General features: G+C 68.1%; 16 protein-coding genes. 6 read left to right on the top strand and 10 right to left on the bottom strand.

The window, feature by feature from the left end; translation table 11 throughout:
• Window positions 1-114: 114 nt before the first annotated feature.
• Window positions 115-3,117: a filamentous hemagglutinin N-terminal domain-containing protein gene (locus WT26_RS32105; RefSeq protein ID WP_069271609.1), complete on the top strand. Its 3,003-nt coding sequence runs from the start codon at window positions 115-117 to the stop codon at window positions 3,115-3,117.
• 154 nt (window positions 3,118-3,271) lie between these two features.
• Here the strand turns inward: WT26_RS32105 and WT26_RS32110 are convergent, their stop codons facing one another.
• From WT26_RS32110 to WT26_RS32140, 7 genes are read right to left on the bottom strand one after another with little or no spacing between them, the layout of a single operon-like run.
• A complete protein-coding gene (locus WT26_RS32110; protein ID WP_059525185.1) occupies window positions 3,272-4,462 on the bottom strand; it encodes an efflux RND transporter periplasmic adaptor subunit in 1,191 nt (396 codons plus the stop codon).
• Window positions 4,462-6,264: an efflux transporter outer membrane subunit gene (locus WT26_RS32115; RefSeq protein WP_420480958.1), complete on the bottom strand. Its 1,803-nt coding sequence runs from the start codon at window positions 6,262-6,264 to the stop codon at window positions 4,462-4,464. The genes WT26_RS32110 and WT26_RS32115 overlap by 1 nt, the downstream gene beginning before the upstream one ends.
• 20 nt (window positions 6,265-6,284) lie before the next feature.
• Entirely contained in the window at window positions 6,285-7,223 is a 939-nt protein-coding gene (locus tag WT26_RS32120; RefSeq protein WP_069274824.1) for a glycosyltransferase family 2 protein, read from the bottom strand.
• Window positions 7,224-7,233: 10 nt separating this feature from the next.
• Window positions 7,234-8,820: a DHA2 family efflux MFS transporter permease subunit gene (locus tag WT26_RS32125; RefSeq protein WP_069274825.1), complete on the bottom strand. Its 1,587-nt coding sequence runs from the start codon at window positions 8,818-8,820 to the stop codon at window positions 7,234-7,236.
• Complete coding sequence (locus tag WT26_RS32130; protein ID WP_069274826.1) at window positions 8,817-10,121, bottom strand: glycosyltransferase; 1,305 nt, start codon at window positions 10,119-10,121, stop codon at window positions 8,817-8,819. Before WT26_RS32130 ends, WT26_RS32125 begins: the two co-directional genes overlap by 4 nt.
• A 17-nt stretch (window positions 10,122-10,138) precedes the next feature.
• Window positions 10,139-10,708 (bottom strand): methyltransferase family protein, encoded by a 570-nt coding sequence (locus WT26_RS32135; RefSeq protein ID WP_069274827.1) that lies wholly within the window; start codon window positions 10,706-10,708, stop codon window positions 10,139-10,141.
• 47 nt (window positions 10,709-10,755) lie between these two features.
• Window positions 10,756-11,658, bottom strand: a complete 903-nt coding sequence (locus WT26_RS32140) for an alpha/beta fold hydrolase (protein WP_069274828.1) — start codon at window positions 11,656-11,658, stop codon at window positions 10,756-10,758.
• Window positions 11,659-12,386: 728 nt separating this feature from the next.
• Here WT26_RS32140 and betI point away from each other — a divergent pair.
• The 3 genes from betI to betA are packed head-to-tail and all read left to right on the top strand — an operon-like array spanning window position 12,387 to window position 16,202.
• On the top strand, window positions 12,387-12,971 hold the full coding sequence (gene betI, locus WT26_RS32145; protein WP_059525173.1) for a transcriptional regulator BetI: 585 nt from the start codon (window positions 12,387-12,389) through the stop codon (window positions 12,969-12,971).
• 32 nt (window positions 12,972-13,003) lie between these two features.
• The gene (betB, locus tag WT26_RS32150; protein ID WP_027789748.1) at window positions 13,004-14,473 is read left to right on the top strand and encodes a betaine-aldehyde dehydrogenase; all 1,470 of its coding nucleotides are present in this window, start codon (window positions 13,004-13,006) and stop codon (window positions 14,471-14,473) included.
• 28 nt (window positions 14,474-14,501) lie between these two features.
• On the top strand, window positions 14,502-16,202 hold the full coding sequence (gene betA / locus WT26_RS32155) for a choline dehydrogenase (protein ID WP_069274829.1): 1,701 nt from the start codon (window positions 14,502-14,504) through the stop codon (window positions 16,200-16,202).
• Window positions 16,203-16,293: 91 nt separating this feature from the next.
• Here betA and WT26_RS32160 read toward each other — a convergent pair whose 3' ends face one another.
• From WT26_RS32160 to WT26_RS32170, 3 genes are read right to left on the bottom strand one after another with little or no spacing between them, the layout of a single operon-like run.
• On the bottom strand, window positions 16,294-16,899 hold the full coding sequence (locus WT26_RS32160; RefSeq protein WP_069274830.1) for a dual specificity protein phosphatase family protein: 606 nt from the start codon (window positions 16,897-16,899) through the stop codon (window positions 16,294-16,296).
• Between the two features lie 6 nt (window positions 16,900-16,905).
• The gene (locus WT26_RS32165; RefSeq protein WP_069274831.1) at window positions 16,906-17,400 is read right to left on the bottom strand and encodes a hypothetical protein; all 495 of its coding nucleotides are present in this window, start codon (window positions 17,398-17,400) and stop codon (window positions 16,906-16,908) included.
• Entirely contained in the window at window positions 17,397-18,539 is a 1,143-nt protein-coding gene (locus WT26_RS32170; RefSeq protein WP_069274832.1) for an MGDG synthase family glycosyltransferase, read from the bottom strand. The genes WT26_RS32165 and WT26_RS32170 overlap by 4 nt, the downstream gene beginning before the upstream one ends.
• Window positions 18,540-18,862: 323 nt before the next feature.
• Between WT26_RS32170 and WT26_RS32175 the strand changes: the two genes are divergently transcribed.
• Together WT26_RS32175 and WT26_RS32180 are read left to right on the top strand one after the other, a co-directional pair.
• Window positions 18,863-19,822, top strand: a complete 960-nt coding sequence (locus WT26_RS32175; RefSeq protein ID WP_069274833.1) for an ABC transporter ATP-binding protein — start codon at window positions 18,863-18,865, stop codon at window positions 19,820-19,822.
• Window positions 19,819-20,580 carry an ABC transporter permease gene (locus WT26_RS32180; RefSeq protein WP_069274834.1) on the top strand — a complete coding sequence of 254 codons (762 nt, stop codon included), beginning with the start codon at window positions 19,819-19,821 and terminating at the stop codon, window positions 20,578-20,580. The genes WT26_RS32175 and WT26_RS32180 overlap by 4 nt, the downstream gene beginning before the upstream one ends.
• Window positions 20,581-20,737 lie beyond the last annotated feature (157 nt).

Genomic DNA, 20,737 nt, shown 5'->3' on the forward strand with positions numbered 1-20,737 from the left:
CAGCATGATCGTCCGCCGCTTGAAGCGGAAATTCATTCCGCGCCATGGTTCATCAGTCAGGTTATTAGGTTTACTGATGAACTCAATATACTCATCACCGAGGAAACGAAAACGATGAACAAGACCTACGCATTGGTATGGAATCACGCACAAGGGTGCTGGAACGCGGTCGGGGAAACCGCGCGCCGCCGCGGCAAGGCGGGCGGCAGCAAGCTCGTCGCGGCCGGCGCCGTGTCGCTGCTCGGCCTCGCCGCCCTGCCCGCCCACGCACTGCCCACCGGCCACGCGGTCGTCGCCGGCCAGGCCGACATCGCCACGTCGGTCGACGGCAGGACGATGTCCATCAACCAGCACTCCGACAAGCTCATCACCAACTGGCAGGACTTCGGCGTCGCCGGCGGCGAACGCGTGTCGTTCCATCAACCCGATAGCACGTCGATCGCACTGAACCGCGTGATCGGCACCCACGGCAGCCAGATCGACGGCCGCATCGACGCCAACGGCAAGGTGTTCCTCGTCAACCCGAACGGCGTGATGTTCGGCGCCGGGTCGCAGGTCAACGTCGGCAGTCTCGTCGCGTCCACCCAGAACCTCACCGACGCCGACTTCCTCGCCGGCAACTACCGCTTCGCCGGCACCTCCGCCGCTACCGTCGCCAACGCCGGCAACATCACCGCCGCCGACGGCGGCAGCGTCGCGCTGCTCGGCGCGCGCGTGTCGAACACCGGCGTGATCCACGCGAAGATGGGCCGCATCGCGCTCGGCGCCGGCCACGCGTTCAAGGTCAACTTCGACGGCAGCGACCTGCTCAGCGTGCAGGTCGAAGGCGGCGCCGTCGATGCGCAAGCGAGCAACGGCGGCCTGCTGAAGGCCGACGGCGGCGAGGTGCTGATGACCGCGCGCGCCGCGGGCGACCTGCTGAACGCGGTGGTCAACAACACCGGCACCATCGAGGCGCGCGGGCTGAGCAACCGCGGCGGGCGCATCACGCTCGACGGCGGCACCGTGCTGGCTGGCGGCACGCTCGACGCGAGCGCCACGGCCGGCCAGGGCGGCGAGGTCGCGACACGCGGCACGCACGTGCGCATTGCCGACGATGCAACGGTCGACACGCGCGGCGCGAACGGCCGCTCGGGCACGTGGAAGATCGATACGGCGAACGCGCGCGTCGCCGACGACGCGAATGCGACGATCGGCGCGGCCTCGCTGTCGCGCAACCTCGGTACCACCCACGTCACATTGACCGACACGGCAGGCGATCTGTCGATCGAGGGCCCCGTCAACTGGAGCAGCGACCACACGCTGTCGCTCGCGTCGCAGCGCGGCGGCGTGAAGCTGCAACGCGCGTTGAACGCGCGCGGCAGCCGCGCTTGGCTGGAGGTCAACGCCGCGAAGCGCATCGACATCGACGGTCCGCTCGCGCTGACCGGCGTGAACGCTGCCCTCGCGCTGAACTCGGGTAACGGACATGTGCTGAACGACAACGCAACCGTCACGCTGTCGGGCGCGAATGCGTCGTTCAGCGCGAACGGGCAGGCCTATCGCGTGATCCATGACGTCGACCAATTGCGCGCGGTCGATACGAACCTGAACGGCCGCTACGTGCTCGGCAACACGATCAAGGGCAGCGGCGCGTTCCGCAGCATCGGCGGCGATGCGGCGTTCACCGGCACGTTCGACGGCCTCGGCAATACGATCTCCGGGTTGTCCGTCTACAACGACGGACCGTTCGTGGGCCTGTTCGCCGGAAACTTCGGCACGATTGCCAACCTGACGCTCGATTCGGTGTCGGCGCGCGGCACGGCGAACTACGGTATCGGGCCCGTGATGGTCGGCTCGCTGGTCGGCGCGAACATCCAGGGCACGCTGTCGAACGTGCATGCACGCAATGTCGTCGTGACGAGCGGCGGCTCGGCCGCCAACATCGCCGGTGGTCTCGTCGGCACGAACCTGAGCGGCACGATCGACCGCGCATCGGTGTCGGGCCGCGTCGAAGGCAACCGCTACACGACCGCGCTCGGCGGGCTCGTCGGCGAAAACATCACGTCGCCGGACAGCCGGCTCGGCACCGCGACGATCGCCCGCAGCCGTGCCGACGCGAGCATCTCGATCCAGGCCACCAGCACGTCGCCCAGCAACGGACAAAACGGATTCGGCGGGCTCGTCGGCTTCAACAGCGGCGACATCCGCGATTCGTCGAGCCACGGCGCCGTGTCGGTCGCGACCGTGGGCGCAACCGTCGGCGGTCTCGTCGGGCGCAACACCGGCACAGTCGGCGGGTCCGATGCGTCCGGCCGCGTCACCGCCGGCACGGCCAGCGCCGCCGGTGCGCTGGTCGGCGTCAACGCGGGCGCCATCGCCGCATCGCGCGCGAGCGGAGGCGTCGCAGGCGGTGCGCGCAGCACGGTGGGTGGCCTCGTCGGCATCAACACCGCCGTCGGTACGATCGACAAATCGAATGCCACGGGTACGGTCGCCGTCGCCGGCAACGATGCGACGGCGGGCGGGCTCGTCGGCCGCAACGACGGTCGTGTGTCGGGGTCCAGCGCATCCGGCAGCGCTTCCGTCGGCGCGAACGGCACCGCAGGCGGCCTCGTCGGCTTGAACGGCGGCCGCGTCGAGTACGGCAACGCGTCCGGCACGGTATCGGTTCTCGCCAATAGCGACGCCGGCGGCCTGATCGGCCGCAACACCGGAACGGTCGCCTCGTCGCATGCGCAAGGCGCCGTTTCCGCCGGCGCCGACAGCAATGCGGGCGGGCTCGTCGGCAACCACACGCACGGCTCGATCGTGCTGTCCGACGCAAGCGGCAGCGTCAACGGCGGCGCACGCGCCAAGGTCGGCGGCCTGGTCGGCGTCAACGGCGGCACGATCGACCGATCGTCGTCGTCAGGCACCGTGAGCGGCGGCCTGAATGCAACGCTCGGCGGCATCGTGGGAATGGACTTCGGAACGACGCAAGCATCGTCGACCACCAGCCGGATCGCCTACACGCAGGGCTACGGTCAGCGATATGGCGGACTCGCAGGTTTCGCGATGACGTCGATGAAGGGCAATACGGCGTCCGGCGACGCGGCGCGGGTGCCGCTCGTCGGCGGCCAGTTCGCGTTCTTCTGACCATGACCCGGCGCAGGCGGGCAGTCTGACCGCCTGCGCGCGGGGGAGCGACGATACGCTCGTCCGTTCCCCCGCGCATCAGCGGTGGCGCGAACGGCCCCGCGTGCAACGCCTGCACGATCGGGGCGCGCCACCGCCCGCCCCTTACCCCCCATTACCCGCCCTGATTCTCGCGAACAACCGCCGCGGCCGCCGCCTCCGCATCGCTCGCCACCCCGTCGTGCACGCGCGTGCTGACGGCCGGCGTCGGCGGCTCGCTGTCGAGCGCGTGGCCGTTGCGGTCGTGCGTGTCGACCGTTGCGCGCATCGACAGCCCGACGCGCAGCGGATGCGCGGCGAGATCGCGCGGCTCGAGCGCGATCACGACCGGCACGCGCTGCACGACCTTGATCCAGTTGCCGGCCGCGTTCTGCGACGGCAGCATCGAGAACGCGCTGCCCGTCCCCGCCGAGAAGCCCTGCACGCGGCCGCGATAGGTCACGCGCGAGCCGTAGAGATCCGACACGACCTCGACAGGCTGCCCGATGCGCATGTGGCGGATCTGCCCTTCCTTGAAATTCGCCTCGATCCACAGCCGGTCGAGCTGCACGATCGACATCAGCGGCACGCCGGGCCCGACCTGCTGGCCGACCTGCACTGAACGCTGCCCGATCGTGCCGTCGACGGGCGCGACGATCGTCGTGCGCTTCAGGTTGCGGTACGCGAGCTTGAACTGCGCGGCCGCCTGCACGACGGCCGGGCTTTCGTCGACGGGCAGCCTGGTGCCGAGCGCGCGTGCCGCGTCGAGCTGCGCCTGCGCGGCCGCGAGATTTGCCTGCGCACCGGCGACCGCCGCCCGTGCACGGGCGAGTTCCTCGGGTGCGACGATCTCGACCGATGCACCCGAGCGCGCGGCGAACGCGCGCTGCGCGAGCGACAGGTCGGCGCGCCGCGCGTTCACGGCCTCGACGTACATCGTGTTCGAGATCTTCGCGTTCGCGACCTGCCGCACGGCCTGTGCGAGCTGCGCCTTCGCCTGCGCGAACGCGACGGACGCCTCGGTGTCGTCGAGCTTCACGAGCGTCTGGCCGGCGCGCACGGCCTGCGTATCGGCGACTACGACGTCGGTCACCGATCCCGGGATCTGCGCGGCGACCTGGACGACGCTGCCGGCGACGTACGCGTCGTCGGTGTCTTCGTAATAGCGATCGCTCAGCAACCAGTATGCGATCCATGCAAGCGCGGCCGCCAGCACGACCACGAAGAACACGATGAAGCGCTTGCGACGCGTCGCGCGGCGCGTGTCGAGTGCAGGATCGTTCAGTGCGGCCGGCGGCGCGGCGGTATGGAGGTTGTCGTGGTGCATCAGTCGCTTTGCGTGACGATCAGACGATCGTGCTGGAGGACAGGTATCGCCGGCATGACCGACGAGCCCGGCGCCGGGCTCACCGATGCCGGGCGCGCGAGAACAGCGGTACCGCGAGACGTCGCGCCGGGGTTCGTCGCACCGACCGTCGGCGGATGCACTGCCTCGTCGCGCCGTGCGGGTCCGACACTCGCCGTGCCGGCGGCCGGCGGCACGACACCGCTCCCCGGACGCGCATCGGCCGACGGTCCGGCCGCCGCCCGGCTCGCAGCCGCAGCAGTCGCCACACCGCGCCTTGCCGCCCCGCTGCGCGCCTGATGCATGGCCGGTGCCGACGCCACCGCCGCGCCCGCATCGAACCCGCCGCCCAACGCGCCGACCAGCCCGACACGCAGCGTCCGCTGCCGGCCGAGCAGCGCGATCAACTGCGCGCGCTCGTCGATCAGCGTGAGATCCGCGACATCCACGTCCTTCTGCATCAGCACGCCGCGCCGGTGGCGGTCGGTCGCGATCTGCACGATCTTCTGCGCGGCCGCGACCGCATCCTGCTGCTGCGCGACGAGCGTCTGCGACGTCTGCAGCGACGTGACGAGCTGCGCGACCTGCCCGAGCGCGTCGTCGACGGTCTTGTTGTACAACCCGATCGCCACGTCGGCCTGTGCGACGTCCGCACCGAGCTTCGCCTTCAACCGGCCGCGATCGAAAACCGGCAGCGAGATCGCCGGGCCGACGGAACCGGCGAGCGCGTCGCGCGAGAACAGCGACGCGGGCGTCAGCGCGAACACGCCGCCGAGCGCGACGAGGTTCACGTCCGGATAGAACTGCGCGCGCGTCGAGTCGGCATTCGCGAACGCGGCTTCGACACGCAACCGTGCGGCGACGATGTCGGGCCGGCGACCGAGGAGGCCGGCCGGCAGCCGCGCGGGCAGCGCCGCATCATCGAACTTGTCGAACTTGCCGACGTGGGGCCGCTGCAGCGCGAGCCCGCGCTCCGGGCCGCGGCCCGACAGCACGCCGAGCTGCAGTTGCGCGAGCTTGATCTGCTCGTCGTTCTGCGCGATCTGCGCGAGCAGCTTGCTGCGCTTGATCGACGCATCGCTCGCGTCGTACGCGTTGTCGAGCCCGCGCGCGGTGCGTTCGCGCAGCACGGTCGTCACGCGCTGGCTCACCTTCAGCTTCTGCTGCAGCAGCTCCTGCGTCGCATACGCCTGGTCGAGCTGGCAATACACGGTGACGATCGCGGTCGACATCGCAAGCCGCACCTGCTCGGCCTCGACCCGCGCCGCCTCGCGCAGCGACATCAGGCTCTTCGTCGCGGCGCGGTTCCTGCCCCACAGGTCGAGCTGGTAGTTGAGCCCGACGAACACCGACGACGGCGACGCGGCCGGGTCGCCGAAGATCTGCACCGGCACCTTGTAGCCGCCGATCGTCACGTCGGCGACGTCGCCCGGCTTCGGCATCCGCGCGCGGCTGACCGTTGCGCCGGCCGTGCCCGTCAGCCCCGTCAACGAATCGAACTGCTGGAGCTGCGCCTGTGCGATCCGCAGCCTCGCCTGCGCGACCTGCAGGTCGGGGTTGTTCTGCGACGCCTCGGCGACCAGCGCGTCGAGCTGCGGATCCTGCAGCTGCTTCACCCAGTCCGGCGCGGGCCACGCGCCGTTCACGCCGGGGCCGGCCGTCTGCGCGAGCGCATCGTCGGCCGGCGCGCGCAACGACAGCGACGGCAGGAAGCCCGTCGGCACGCATCCGCCCAACGCCAGCAATGCCGCCAGCACGCCGGCCGTCCAGCCGGTCATCCTCATCGATCGCCGCATCGCCGCCCTCACCCTTGCCGCACGCGCGGCACACGCTCGGCCAGCCGCGGCCGCGTGCGCTCGAGCGGGCCGAGCCGGCCGAACAGGCCGTCCGCGACGCCGAACAGGATGCCGGCGAGCTTCGCGCGCTTGTCGCGTTCGACGAGCGCGATCTGCACGACCTGCCACACGGTCAGCAGGTTCGGCACGATCGCCACCGGAAAGCGCAGCCCGTACTGCATCCCGAGCTGCACCGCATTGCGCGCGCTGTAGTAGCGCCGTTGCCACGAGTGATTCATCGACGTCATTTCGAAAGGGCCGATCGCGTGACGCTGCTTCGCGCCGATCCGGTGCGGCAGCACCAGCGACGGCACGACATAGAGCGGCACGTTGCGCGCCAGTGCGCGAAAGCTGTACTCGGTGTCGACGTGATCGATGAACAGCGTCTCGTCGAAGCGGCCGAGCACGTCGAACGCATCGCGCGACACGACGCAGCCCGACGAGATCAGGAACGCGCAGCGCTGCAGCGGCGCGCCCGGCTCGATGCGCAGGCGGCGCAGCCCGATCCCGTTGGTCGAGAGTTCGGGCAGGAAGCTGCGCGCGTTCTCGTCGAAAATGCGCGGGCCGGCCAGGAACGCACGCCCCGCGAGCCCTGCGCAGACGTCGCGCATCGTGGGGAAATACGCGGCAGGCACGGACGAATCCTGGTCGAACAGCGCGACCGCATCGACGCGGTCGCGAAACAGCGCCGCGAGGCCCGCGTTGTACGCTCCCGCAATGCCGCCACGATTGCCGTGATGCAGCAGCGCGATGCCCTCGCGGGCGCACAGTGCGCGGGCCCGCGCATCCGGCTGCGGCGTGTTGTCGACGACGAGCAGCGTGTCGCACGCGTGCCGCCAGGTGCCGAGCGCGTCGAGCTGCGCGTCGCTCGGGTGATACAGGATCACGAGTGCGCCGAGTGTCGTCATGTTCCTCTCCTCAATGCCCGAACGACGCGGCCGCACCACGCTTCGGCCGCGTCAGCCACATCATCGCCGCGAGTACGAGACATGTCATGCTCGCCATCCAGAACATGTCGTTGGTCGCCATCATGTAGGCCTGCTGCATCACGACCTGGTGCAGCGTCGTCAGCTCGCGCACGCCGTCCACGCCCATCGCGTTCAGCGTGTGCACGAAGCGCTGCGTGTTCGCCGACGCATGCGTGACGGATTGCGACACGACATCGTAGTGATAGGTCGCACGGTTGTCCCACAGCGTCACGCTCATCGCGGTGCCGAACGCGGCCGACAGCGTGCGCAGGAAGTTCGACAGGCTCGACGCGGCGGCGAGCCGGTCGTCCGGGATGCGCGACAGCGTCGCGGCCGTCAGCGGAATGAAGAAGCACGGCAGCCCGATCCCCTGGATCAGCCCCGGCGCGGCGATCTGCGCGAACGTCATCTTCAGCGTGAAATGCGCGTCCCACGCGAGCACGGCCGCGAACACGAGGAAGCCGAAGGTCGCGAGCACGCGCGCGTCGAAGCGATGGGCATGCAGCCCGACGAGGATCGAGAACACCAGCGCGAGCACGCCGAGCGAGGCCGTCGCGAGCCCCGCGTGAAACGCGTTGTAGCCCATCACGGCCTGCATCCACAGCGGAAACACGACGCCGACCACCGAGAAGCTCATCATCCCGAGCGAGATGATCAGCACGCAGAACGAGAACGTGCGATCGCGGAACAGGCTCAGGTCGACGACGGGATGCGCCTCGCCCGCCTCCCAGATCAGCAGCGACACGATCGCGAGCCCCGCGACCACCGCCAGCGTGACGATCAGCGGCGAACCGAACCAGCCGCGATCATGGCCGAGATCGAGCATCGCCTGCAGCGAGCCGACGCCGATCACGAGCAGCACGATGCCCGGCACGTCGATCGGGCCGGCGGTGCCGCGTTGCGCGTCGGGGCGCAGCATCGCGGTGCAGACCGCGAACGAGAACAGCCCGATCGGCAGGTTGATCAGGAAGATCCACGGCCACGAGAAGTTGTCGACGATCCAGCCGCCGACCACCGGCCCGAAGATCGGCGCGAGCAGCACCGTCATCGCCCACAGCGCGAGCGCGATCGTGCGCTTGTCCGGCGGGAACGTGCGCAGCAGGATCGTCTGCGAGAGCGGCACCATCGGCCCGGAACACAGCCCCTGCAGCGCGCGGCAGATCACGAGCACGTGCAGGTCGCGCGCGAGCCCGCACAGCAGCGACGTGAGCGTGAACAGCAGCACCGCGCCGACGAACAGCCGCAACTCGCCGACGCGGCGCGCGAGCCAGCCCGTCAGCGGCACCGCGATCGCGGCCGCGACCGAATACGAGCTGATCACCCACGTGCCCTGGCTGTTCGATACGCCGAGACTGCCGGAGATCGCCGGTACCGCGACGTTCGTCACGGTCGAGTCGAGCACCTCGATGAAGGTCGCGAGCGACAGCGCGAACGTCAGCAGCGCAAGGCGCGCGCCGCGCAGCGGCCGCGCGGCCTGCGCCGCCGGCGCTGCGGGCGAGGCTGCGCTCGCGGCGTGCCGCGACGAAGCGGTGCTCATGCGCCTGCCGCGGCGACGGCGGCCGGCGCGGACGGCCCGGGCATGCGGCTCGGCTCCGGCGCGAACCGCTCGATGAAATCCGCCGCGCGCTCGCACCCGTCCGCCGCGCCGGTGATCCGCGCCCGCACCCGCGCGCCCTGCGCCGCGAACCCGGGATCGTCGAGCACGCGACGCAGCGTCGCGCCGAGCCGCGCGCCGTCGACCGGGCCGTCGACACGCACGCCGCAGCCGCTCTGCGCGATGCGCTGCGCATTGTCGAACTGGTCGTGCGCGAACGGCGTGACGACCTGCACGATCCCGGCTTCGCACGCAAGCGCCGCGGTACCGATCCCGCCGTGATGCACGAGCGCGCGACAGCGCGGCAGCAGCGTGCGCATCGGCACGAAGCGGCGCACGAGCAGGCGGCCGTCGCCCGGCAGCGCATCAGTCGACGCATCCGCCGGTGTCAGCAGGATCCCGCGCGCGCCGGTCGCGCGCAGCGCGTCCGCCACCGCGCGCGCGTATGCCGCGTGATCGACGCGTGTCGAACCGGCCGTGAACACGACCGGGGGTTCGCCGGCCGCGAGAAACGCATCGAGTGCCACATCGTCGTCGGGCGTCGCAATGTCGTTGAACAGCGGAAAGCCGCTTTGCAGATGATTCGACGGCCAGTCCGGCTGCGGCGGCGCGAACCAGCCGGGAAACAGGCACAGCACGCCGTCGGTGGAATGCAGCCAGCGGCCCAGCACGCGCCGCGCGGGCGCGAGCCCGAGATCGCGGCGCACCGCATTGAGCGCGGGGCCGCACGTGCGATCGAGCACCTGGCGCTCGATCAGCGTCATCAGCGCCGCCTTCACGGGCAGCGGCCAACGCGCGGGAATCGTCAGGCGCGGGTGGGTCGGCGGCGCATGCGCGGACAGCAGCGTCGACGGCGACACCTGCACCGACACGTACGGCGTGCCGTGCAGCTCCTGCATGAAGCGTGCGGAGAACGCCCACAGCGTGCCGACGAGCACCGTATCGCCGTCGGCCAGCGCACGCAGCGCGTCGTAGTGCGGGCGCAGCGTCGGTGCGATCACCTGCCACAGCGTGCGAAACGACGTGCGCGAATCCCACAGCGCGGGGTTCGCCATCGCGGCCTCGTATTCGGCGGCAGTACCGATCGGCACGAACGCGAAGCCGAAGCGCCGCGCGGCCGCCTCGAACGGCGCGTGCGTGCAGAACACGACGCCGTGACCGCGCGCGGCGAGCGTGCGCGCGACGCCGAGCAGCGGATGCACGTCGCCCGCCGAGCCGATCGCGGTCACGATCATCTTCGCCATCGCGCGCCTCGCGGGGATCAGTAGAAGCCGGGAATCAGCGCCGCGACCTCGCGGCGATACTGCGTGTATGCCGGCCCGAAATACCCGGTCAGCCAGCTTTCCTCGACGCGCACCTTGTACGCGAGCGAGGCGAACACGAGCAGCACGCCGATCGCGCCGCGCCATTCGCCGCCGATCAGCGCGGCGCCGACGAGCGCGATCAGGCAGCCCGTATAGATCGGGTGACGCACGAGCGCGTACGGCCCGGTGCGCACGAGTTCATGGTCTTCCTTCAGCGTGACCGACACGCTCCAGTTCGTGCCGAGATGCAGCCGCGCCCACACCGAGAACAACAGGCCCGCGACCAGCACCGCGAGCCCGCGCTGCGCCTGCAGGCCGAAGCGCTGCCAGTCGGGCACGAGTGCCTGCCACGACGGATCGGGCAGGATGATCAGCGCGCCGCCGACGATCAATGGAATCGACTGCAGCGTGCGCGAGCGCGACGCTTCCTTGCGCACGGTCGCCTTCACGCCTTGCGAAGTGGCGATCCAGTAGGCGAGCCACGCGGCCCACGGAACGACGATGGCGATGGTCTGAACGATATTCACGGCTGGCCTGCCTCGTGTGGAGTGGAGAAACGGATGGCTGCGCGGCGTCACGACGACAGCGCGGGCCACGGCGCGTTCACGCATGCCTGCGGCACGTCGGGCGACTCGCCGGCCGCGGCCTGCGCGGCGCCGCAGAGGAAGCCGAGCAGTTCCGCGCGCGTGCTCTCGCGCTGCGCGCGGCCTTCGATGTCGAGAAAGTGGCCGGCATCCGGCACCGTCGCGAACCGCGCGCGCGGCACATGCGCGCCGAGCTGGCGCACGTCGGCGGGCGTCGTGTATTCGTCGCGTTCGCCGTTCAGGAACAGCAGCTCGCAGCCGATGTTCGAGAACTCGCTGAGGTAGCGCTCGGGCTGCAGCGACAGGATCTGGTCGACGTGGAACGCGACCTGGTCCTGCTCGTCGCGCGGCAGGCGCGTGAGATACCGGTAGTTGTACAGCTTCATGATGCGCGGCAGGTAGCGGCCGACGGTGTCGTTCAGCAACTGCGCGGCCTTCAGGTTCTCGCCGGCCGCGATGTGGTCGCGGGCGCGCGTCACGTAGTCGACCATCGCGTCGTTCAGGAACGGCGAAAACGAGCAGATCGCCGCGCGCCGCACGCTCGGGCAGCCGCGTGCGAGCGCGAACAGCGACGCGACGCCGCCCCACGACACCGACACGAGGTAGGCCGGCGCGAAGCGCTCGACCAGGTACTGCAGGATCGCGGCTTCGTCGTCTTTCGTCAGGATGAAGCAGCCCGGGTTGTGCTGGCGCGACTGCCCCGCGTACGGCAGGTCGAAGCAGATCGTGTTCATCCGCTCGCCGAGATACTGGACGGTCTGCCCGAACGACGCGGTCGTCGCGAGCGCGCCGTTGACGAGCATCGCCGTGTCGAACGCCGGGTCGAACACGTTCCGTTCGACGTAGACCTTCAGACCATTCGGCAGCGGGACCACGTGTTTTTCGGTCAGCATCGTCGTTCTCCGGTGGATGCGGCGTCTCGGCATGGTTGCGTGCTGCACGCGCACAAGTGCGCGACGGCGACGCGCCGGCCCCCCCGGCGCGAGCCTCGATCGCGCCGTCGCCGACGCACTGCGTCAGGTTCGGCCGCGTCGATTGATTCACGTCAATGCGGCGCAATGTTAATACGTGTCAAATTGATTGCTCAAGCCGCATCAAATATCCCCTCTACTCAGGTAGGAAATACGCCTGATTCAAATTTTTTCCGCATTTTTTATGGTATGCGGAATGGCACGACGCTGGCCGTAAATCGTTTCCATTGCAGCATCGCCACGCCGGCAACAGCATCAATATTCGTTACTATTCAATGCGTTACAACGTTTTAAACGAGTTTCCGCAACGCACCTCATCCGTCCCTCTTCCATTCGAATGTTTCTTCGTTTTCCGCAGCGCCGCTAAAATCGGTCGCATCAACATTCTTTCATTGATAAGCGATCCGCAAATATCCCGCCATTCGTTAACCATCTCGCTCAATTCAGAATCCTGTTTTAAACAAACTTCGCCTTATTTAAAAATCTTACGATTTCATTTTCCGCAACCGCACATTGCTTGCGCCGCATCGGTCGCCCACCACCCTCCGCGCGTTCCCTCCGACCCCGATTTTTTGTTGATTGAACGATCAATAAAAAACCGCTAAGCTCTCGACTTCCAACCATCCGCCGTCCGTGCACAGGGAGTCGCGATGCCGAAAGTCGGAATGCGGGAGATTCGCCGCGCACAGTTGATCGACGCCACGCTGCGTTCGATCGACGAAGCGGGCCTGCCCGGCACGACACTCGCGTCCGTCGCGCAGCGCGCGAACATCTCGACGGGTATCGTCAGCCACTACTTCGGCGACAAGGACGGCCTGCTCGAAGCGACGATGCGGCACGTGCTGCGCGACCTGTGGTCGGCCACCACGCGCCGCCGCGCGGCGGCACGCAAGGATCCGCGCTCGCGGCTGCGCGCGATCGTCGCCGCGAACTTCGACGACACGCAGGTGAGCGCGCCCGTCATGAAGACGTGGCTCGCGTTCTGGTCGCAGAGCATGCACGACCCGATGCTCAAGCGCCTGCAGCACGTCAACACGCGGCGCCTCCATTCGAACCTGTGCGCCGAATTCGCGAAGGCGTTGCCGCGCACGCAAGCGCGCGAAGCCGCCAGCGGCCTCGCCGCGCTGATCGACGGCCTGTGGCTGCGCGGCGCACTCGCCGGCGGCCCGATCGACACCCGGGCTGCATTGAAGCTCGCCCACGATTACATCGACCTGCTGCTCGCGTCCGACTGACGCGCGACGCAGTCGCCCTCAAGGAGATCCTCATGTCCGTATTCGGTTTGCAGCGCCTCTACATCGGTGGCGGTTACGTCGACGCCACGAGCGGCAAGACTTTCGACACCTTCGATCCCGCCACCGGCGAACTGCTCGCGCAGGTGCAGCAGGCGAGCGCGGCCGACGTCGATCGCGCGGTTGCATCCGCGCAGGAAGGCCAGCGTGAATGGGCCGCGATGACCGCGATGCAGCGCTCGCGCATCCTGCGCCGCGCGGTCGACCTGCTGCGCGAGCGCAACGACGAACTCGCGGCGCTGGAAACGCGCGACACGGGCAAGCCGATCGCCGAGACGCTCGCGGTCGACATCGTCACCGGCGCGGACGTGATCGAGTACTACGCGGGCCTCGCCACCGCGATCGAAGGGCTGCAGGTGCCGCTGCGCGCCGAATCGTTCGTCTACACGCGGCGCGAGCCGCTCGGCGTGTGCGCGGGCATCGGCGCATGGAACTATCCGATCCAGATCGCATGCTGGAAAACGGCGCCCGCGCTCGCGGCCGGCAACGCGATGGTGTTCAAGCCGAGCGAAGTCACGCCGCTCACCGCGCTGAAGCTCGCGGAGATCTACACGGAAGCCGGCGTGCCGGCCGGCGTGTTCAACGTCGTGCAGGGCGACGGCTCGGTCGGCGCGCTGCTGACGGGCCATCCGGACATCGCAAAGGTGTCGTTCACGGGCGGCGTCGAGACCGGCAAGAAGGTGATGTCGCTGGCCGGCGCATCGTCGCTGAAGGAAGTGACGATGGAGCTCGGCGGCAAGTCGCCGCTGATCGTGTTCGACGATGCGGATCTCGACCGCGCGGCCGACATCGCGGTCACCGCCAACTTCTTCAGCTCGGGCCAGGTCTGCACGAACGGCACGCGCGTGTTCGTGCACCGTTCGGTCAAGGACGCGTTCACGCAGAAGGTGCTCGAACGCGTGAAGCGCATCCGCGTGGGCAAGCCGACCGACGCCGACACCAACTTCGGCCCGCTCGTATCGGCCGCGCAGCTCGACAAGGTGCTCGGCTTCATCGAAAGCGGCAAGGCCGAAGGCGCGAAGCTGCTCGCGGGCGGCACGCGCCTGACGGACGGCCACTTCGGCGGCGGCCAGTACGTCGCGCCGACCGTGTTCGGCGATTGCCGCGACGACATGAAGATCGTCCGCGAGGAAATCTTCGGGCCGGTGATGAGCATCCTCGATTTCGAATCGGAAGACGAAGTGATCGCCCGCGCGAACGACACGCACTACGGTCTCGCGGCCGGCGTCGTGACGGAGAACCTGTCGCGCGCGCACCGCACGATCCATCGCCTCGAAGCCGGCATCTGCTGGATCAACACGTGGGGCGAATCGCCGGCCGAGATGCCGGTTGGCGGATACAAGCAATCCGGTGTCGGACGCGAGAACGGCATCACGACGCTCGAGCACTACACTCGAATCAAGTCGGTGCAGGTCGAGCTCGGCCGCTACAACCCGGTGTTTTAAGGATCACGAAAGGAGATTGTTGACCGTCATGACGACGCGCGAATACGACTACATCATCTGCGGCGCGGGTTCCGCGGGCAACGTGCTCGCAACGCGCCTGACGGAAGATCCGGACGTGACGGTGCTGCTGCTCGAAGCGGGCGGCCCCGACTACCGCTTCGACTTCCGCACGCAGATGCCGGCGGCACTCGCCTATCCGCTGCAGGGCCGCCGCTACAACTGGGCGTACGAAACCGACCCCGAGCCGCACATGGACAACCGCCGGATGGAATGCGGGCGCGGCAAGGGGCTCGGCGGCTCGTCGCTGATCAACGGGATGTGCTACATCCGCGGCAACGCGCTCGACTACGACAACTGGTCGACGCACAAGGGCCTCGAGAACTGGACGTATCTCGACTGCCTGCCGTACTTCAAGAAGGCCGAGACGCGCGACGTCGGCCCGAACGACTATCACGGCGGCAGCGGCCCCGTGTCGGTCACGACCAGCAAGCCGGGTGTGAACCCGCTGTTCGAGGCGATGGTCGACGCGGGTGTGCAGGCCGGCTATCCGCGCACCGACGACCTGAACGGCTATCAGCAGGAAGGCTTCGGCCCGATGGACCGCACCGTCACGCCGAAGGGCCGCCGGGCGAGCACCGCGCGCGGCTATCTCGACCAGGCGCGTGCACGGCCGAACCTCGAGATCGTCACGCACGCGCTTGCCGATCGCATCCTGTTCGACGGCAAGCGCGCATCGGGCGTCACGTACCTGCGCGGCAACGAACGCGCGACCGCGCATGCGCGCCGCGAGGTGCTCGTGTGCAGCGGCGCGATCGCGTCGCCGCAACTGCTGCAGCGCTCGGGCGTCGGCCCCGGCGCGTGGCTGAAGGAACTCGACATTCCCGTCGTGCTCGACCTGCCCGGCGTCGGCCAGAACCTGCAGGATCACCTGGAGATGTACATCCAGTACGAGTGCAAGGAACCCGTCTCCCTGTACCCGGCGCTGAAGTGGTGGAACCAGCCGAAGATCGGCCTCGAATGGATGCTGAACGGTACGGGCCTCGGCGCAAGCAACCACTTCGAAGCCGGCGGCTTCATCCGCACGCGCGATGACGACCTGTGGCCGAACATCCAGTACCACTTCCTGCCGGTGGCGATCAACTACAACGGCTCGAACGCGATCGAGATGCACGGCTTCCAGGCACACGTGGGATCGATGCGCTCGCCGAGCCGCGGCCGCGTGAAGCTGCGCTCGCGCGATCCGAACCAGCATCCGAGCATCCTGTTCAACTACATGGCCGAAGCGCTCGACTGGCGCGAGTTCCGCGATGCGATCCGCGCGACGCGTGAAATCATGCGGCAGCCCGCGCTCGACCGCTATCGCGGCCGCGAGCTGAACCCGGGCGCGGACTGCAAGACCGACAAGGAACTCGATGCGTTCGTGCGGGCCCGCGCGGAAACCGCGTTCCATCCATCGTGCTCGTGCAAGATGGGTTACGACGATATGGCGGTGGTCGACGAAGCGGGTCGCGTGCACGGGCTGGAAGGGCTGCGTGTGGTCGATGCGTCGATCATGCCGATCATCACGACCGGCAACCTCAATGCGCCGACGATCATGATCGCGGAGAAAATCGCGGACAAGATTCGTGGCAAGCAGCCGCTGGCGCGCGTGGACGTGCCTTATTTCGTCGCGAACGGGGCGATGGCGCGGAATGTCGCGAAGGCGGCAAGGCAGCCTGAGAGGGTTTGACCGGCGCGGGCCCACTGCCCGGCCGTTGCCTTCCGAACGCCGCTGACCGTCGCCGTCAGCGGCGTTTGCGCTTCCAACGCGGCCTTGCCGCTCAGCCTGCGTTCGCTACGCCGGTTCGTTCGTCGACCTGCCGCCGCAGGCGCTCGACATCCACCCGCTTCAGGTAGTTCGTGATGTTCTGCCAGATCGGATGGAACCCGTAGCCGCCATGCTGCAGTTCGTCGAGCGCCTGCTCGCGCGTCCAGCCCTGGTACACCATCCGGTACAACGCCGACACGAGGCCGGTGCGATCGGCGCCGTGCTGGCAGTGGATCAGCACCGGGCCGTCCTGGTCGGCCGTACGCAGCGCCTTCAGCGCCGCGACCATGTCCTCGTCGCGGATGTCCCACGTGTTGATCCGGATGCGCTGCATCTTGATCTGCGTGCCGGCCAGGATGCTGTCGTCCGCATGAAACGAACGGAAGCTGATGACCTTGCGAATGCCGAGCTTCTGCAGTTCCGGCACATCCGCGCGCGACAACTGCGCACTGCGGTACAGCGTCGGCGTGATGCGATGAAGGTTGTCCAAGCGCGCATCGGGAACGCTTTGCGCCCATTGAAGCGGTCGCGCGGCGACATCGGAAGACGGCTGCGCGCCGACCGGCTGCACGAGCACGGCGAGCGTGACGGCAATCATGGCAATGACGGCAATTTTCATGGCGGTTCAGAAGGATGTGCGTTCCCGCGCGCGGGAAAGAATGAACAGCACGATCGCGGCGGCGCTCATCGTCCAGTAGTCGGTCGGTGCCACACCGAACCAGTGGATATGCCACGGCACGTTGGCCGGATTGAAGCGGGCGAGACCGTAGGCCGGATTCAGCACGAACCACAGGAAATCCTCGGTCAGCCAGAACACCATGATGCACGCGACGATCCGCGCTTCGATGCGCCACGACCACCGCCCGTTGAACACGGCCGGCCAGTGAAAGAACAGCGCGACGAACGGGAACACCCACGCGTGGTAGCCGGTCATCGGCCGCCCGCCCCAGAAGATGTCAAGCAGCCAGTGATGCTCGATGCGCCACGTCGGCAGGTTGGCCGCCCAGCCCGCGCTGCCTTCGATCTGGATCTCCACGTTCGCGAAGAAATACGCGAGCAACACGACCCATGCGACGAGCGCGAGCGTGCGGCGCGTCGGAAAAAGACAGGACACGCTCATGCGGCGGGCTCCAGGCCCAGCACGCGATCGAGCACGAAGCGGCCGGCGAGCGGCCGGCCGAGCGGCGCGAGACGGCGGCGCATGTCGGCGAGACGTTCCGGCGCCTGCAGCAGCGCGCGGATCCGGTAGACGAGCGCGTCGTCGTCGATCGCCTTCAGCGCGACACCCTGTTCGAGCAGGAAATCCGCATTGCGCTCTTCCTGGCCCGGAATCGGCGAGTTGACGATCATCGGCAACTGCATCGCGAGACATTCGGACGTCGTCAGGCCACCCGGCTTCGTGATGACGAGGTCGGCGCACGCCATCAGGCGCTCGACCTGCTGCGTGAAGCCCTGCGGAAACAACCGGCCCGGATGCTGCGCCGCCAACGCCTGCAACGACGCCAGCATCGACTTGTTCTTGCCGGCCAGCGCGATCAGCTGGAAGTCGGCATCCATCTCGAGCAGGCGGCCCGCCAGCACGTCGAGCCCGCCGAGGCCCGCGCCGCCGGACATCATCAGGAAGGTCGGGCGCGCGGGATCGAGGCCGAACTCCGCCGCGCAGGCCGCGCGATCGAGCGGCTGGCCGAACGCCGGCATGATCGGGATGCCGCTGACGTGCACCGTCTCGGGCGCCATGCCGCGGGCATGCATGCGCCACGCGATCTCGTCGTTGGCCGCGAAGTAGCCGCGCATGTTCGGCACGACCCACATGCTGTGCAGGTCGAAATCGGTGACCTGCACCCACACCGGCGTGTCGACGCGCGCCTTGCGGATCTCGCGCGACAGCAGTTCGGCCGGCAGGAAGTGCGTGCAGATGATCGCGTCCGGGCGCTGGCGTTCGATCTCCGCGAGCAGCTTCCGGCAATTGAGCCGCTCGATCGCGCGCCGGATCTTCTGCGACGGCGCGGCGGGATCGACTTCGTCGGTCTTCTGGTACAGATAGCCCCACAGCGCGGGCTGGCTGCTGACGAGCTTGATGTAGAGATCGGTGTACAGCTTGCGGAAGCCGGTGGACACGAAATCCATCACGTCGAGGTGGGTGGCTTCGATGCCGGCGGGATGGTGATCGGCGAATGCGCGGATCGCTTCGGCCGCTCGGGTATGGCCGGCGCCGGCGCTGACGCTCAGGAGAAGGATCTTCTTGTTTTGTGTCGACATCTGATTGATCGATTTGATTGATGTGATCCGGATGCGAGTTTGGCATAACACGCCATCAACCTAGAAGCCAATCCTCGCGGATCGCCCGCTGGCGGACGATCGTCGTCATCGCCGTTTGTTCGGCCACACCGAACAATCGACAGGGTTTTCGCGCGGCTGTCGCGCCCCCGGCAAACTCCGGTCGTCGTTGCTAAGATAGCGATCCCACCGCTTGGACGAACGCCGATCGAACGCCCGATGCCGCCTGCCCGCGCCACTTTCCGCCCTTCGCGCCCGCGCGCCGCCGCGCCGGCGCCCGCCCTCTCTCCTACCGGACCTCGCCCGTGAGCACGACCCCGATCCTTTCCGTCTCCGACCTCTCCAAGACTTACGCGTCCGGCTTCCAGGCGCTGAAGCACGTGACCCTCGACATCCGCCCCGGCGAGATCTTCGCGTTGCTCGGGCCGAACGGCGCCGGCAAGACGACGCTGATCGGCTCGATCTGCGGTATCGTCACGCCGACCGCAGGCCGCGTGACGGTCGGCGGCCACGACATTCGCGATCACTACCGCGCGGCCCGCGAAATGATCGGCCTCGTGCCGCAGGAACTGACGACCGACGCGTTCGAAACCGTCTGGGCGACCGTGTCGTTCAGCCGCGGCCTGTTCGGCAAGGCGCCCGATCCCGCGCATATCGAGAAGACGCTGAAGGCGCTGTCGCTGTGGGACAAGCGCGACAACAAGCTGATGACGCTGTCGGGCGGCATGAAGCGCCGCGTGATGATCGCGAAGGCGCTGTCGCACGAGCCGCGCATCCTGTTCCTCGACGAGCCGACGGCCGGCGTCGACGTCGAGCTGCGCCGCGACATGTGGAAGCTCGTCGATTCGCTGCGCGAAAGCGGCGTGACGATCCTGCTGACCACGCACTACATCGAGGAAGCCGAGGAAATGGCCGACCGGATCGGCATCATCCTCGGCGGCGAGCTCGTGCTCGTCGAGGAGAAGCACGAGCTGATGCGCAAGCTCGGCAAGAAGCAGCTCACCGTGCAGCTCGAGCACCCGCTCGCCGACGTGCCGCCCGCGCTCGCGCCGTTCGGCCTCGAACGCGCGGACGACGGCGCCGCGCTCGTCTACACGTACGACTCGCAGCGCGACGACGCAAGCATCGCGACGCTGATCAATGCGCTCGGCTCGGCCGGCATCGGCTTTCGCGACCTGCATACGACGCAGAGCTCGCTCGAGGACATTTTCGTCAGCCTGATCGACAACCGCCGCAACGGCTCACGAGAGGCAACCCTCGCATGAATTTCCAAGCAATCCGCGCGATCTACCGCGCCGAAATGGCCCGCACGCGCCGCACGCTGATGCAGAGCATCATCGCGCCGGTGATCTCGACGTCGCTGTATTTCGTCGTGTTCGGCTCCGCGATCGGCTCGCGCATCAGCGACGTGAACGGGATCGGCTACGGCTCGTTCATCGTGCCGGGGCTCGTGATGCTGTCGCTGCTGTCGCAGAGCATCTCGAACGCGTCGTTCGGTATCTACTTCCCGCGCTTCACCGGCACGATCTACGAGATCCTCTCCGCACCCGTGTCCTACTGGGAAATCGTGATCGCGTATGTGGGCGCGGCCGCGTCGAAGTCGATCCTGCTCGGCGTGATCATCCTCGCCACGGCCGGGCTGTTCGTGCCGCTGCACATCCTGCATCCGTTCTGGATGGTGCTGTTCCTCGTGCTGACGGCGGTCACGTTCAGCCTGTTCGGCTTCGTGATCGGCATCTGGGCCGACAGCTTCGAGAAGCTGCAGCTCGTGCCGCTGCTGATCATCACGCCGCTCACGTTCCTCGGCGGCAGCTTCTACTCGGTCGACATGCTGCCGCCCGCGTGGCGCGTCATCACGCTGTTCAACCCGATCGTCTACCTGGTCAGCGGCTTCCGCTGGTCGTTCTACGGGCTCGCCGACGTGCACGTGTGGATCAGCCTCGCCGCGACCGGGCTGTTCCTCCTGATCCTGCTGGCGATCGTCGCGTGGATGTTCCGCACCGGCTACAAGCTGAAGAACTGACGCAAGGCGGCCACGCCCCGCGCCGCCGCCGATGACGCATTTGGGCAAGCAGGCGGCGTTTTTCCTCTGATGCGCCAGTTTGTGGTCGCGTCTACTGAAGACGAAGCATCGGGGCCGCGAAGCACGCGCTTCGCGGCCCCTTTTCATTTCAGAGGAC

The sequence above is a fragment of the Burkholderia cepacia genome, from assembly GCF_001718835.1.
GTDB lineage: Bacteria > Pseudomonadota > Gammaproteobacteria > Burkholderiales > Burkholderiaceae > Burkholderia > Burkholderia cepacia_F.

What these genes read in the sequence shown, in the direction of transcription:
- WT26_RS32105 (WP_069271609.1), top strand. Translation starts at nt 115, where the DNA reads ATGAACAAGACCTACGCATTGGTATGGAATCACGCACAAGGGTGCTGG.
- WT26_RS32110 (WP_059525185.1), bottom strand. Translation starts at nt 4,462, where the DNA reads ATGCACCACGACAACCTCCATACCGCCGCGCCGCCGGCCGCACTGAAC.
- WT26_RS32115 (WP_420480958.1), bottom strand. Translation starts at nt 6,264, where the DNA reads ATGAGGATGACCGGCTGGACGGCCGGCGTGCTGGCGGCATTGCTGGCG.
- WT26_RS32120 (WP_069274824.1), bottom strand. Translation starts at nt 7,223, where the DNA reads ATGACGACACTCGGCGCACTCGTGATCCTGTATCACCCGAGCGACGCG.
- WT26_RS32125 (WP_069274825.1), bottom strand. Translation starts at nt 8,820, where the DNA reads ATGAGCACCGCTTCGTCGCGGCACGCCGCGAGCGCAGCCTCGCCCGCA.
- WT26_RS32130 (WP_069274826.1), bottom strand. Translation starts at nt 10,121, where the DNA reads ATGGCGAAGATGATCGTGACCGCGATCGGCTCGGCGGGCGACGTGCAT.
- WT26_RS32140 (WP_069274828.1), bottom strand. Translation starts at nt 11,658, where the DNA reads ATGCTGACCGAAAAACACGTGGTCCCGCTGCCGAATGGTCTGAAGGTC.
- betI (WP_059525173.1), top strand. Translation starts at nt 12,387, where the DNA reads ATGCCGAAAGTCGGAATGCGGGAGATTCGCCGCGCACAGTTGATCGAC.
- betB (WP_027789748.1), top strand. Translation starts at nt 13,004, where the DNA reads ATGTCCGTATTCGGTTTGCAGCGCCTCTACATCGGTGGCGGTTACGTC.
- betA (WP_069274829.1), top strand. Translation starts at nt 14,502, where the DNA reads ATGACGACGCGCGAATACGACTACATCATCTGCGGCGCGGGTTCCGCG.
- WT26_RS32160 (WP_069274830.1), bottom strand. Translation starts at nt 16,899, where the DNA reads ATGAAAATTGCCGTCATTGCCATGATTGCCGTCACGCTCGCCGTGCTC.
- WT26_RS32165 (WP_069274831.1), bottom strand. Translation starts at nt 17,400, where the DNA reads ATGAGCGTGTCCTGTCTTTTTCCGACGCGCCGCACGCTCGCGCTCGTC.
- WT26_RS32170 (WP_069274832.1), bottom strand. Translation starts at nt 18,539, where the DNA reads ATGTCGACACAAAACAAGAAGATCCTTCTCCTGAGCGTCAGCGCCGGC.
- WT26_RS32180 (WP_069274834.1), top strand. Translation starts at nt 19,819, where the DNA reads ATGAATTTCCAAGCAATCCGCGCGATCTACCGCGCCGAAATGGCCCGC.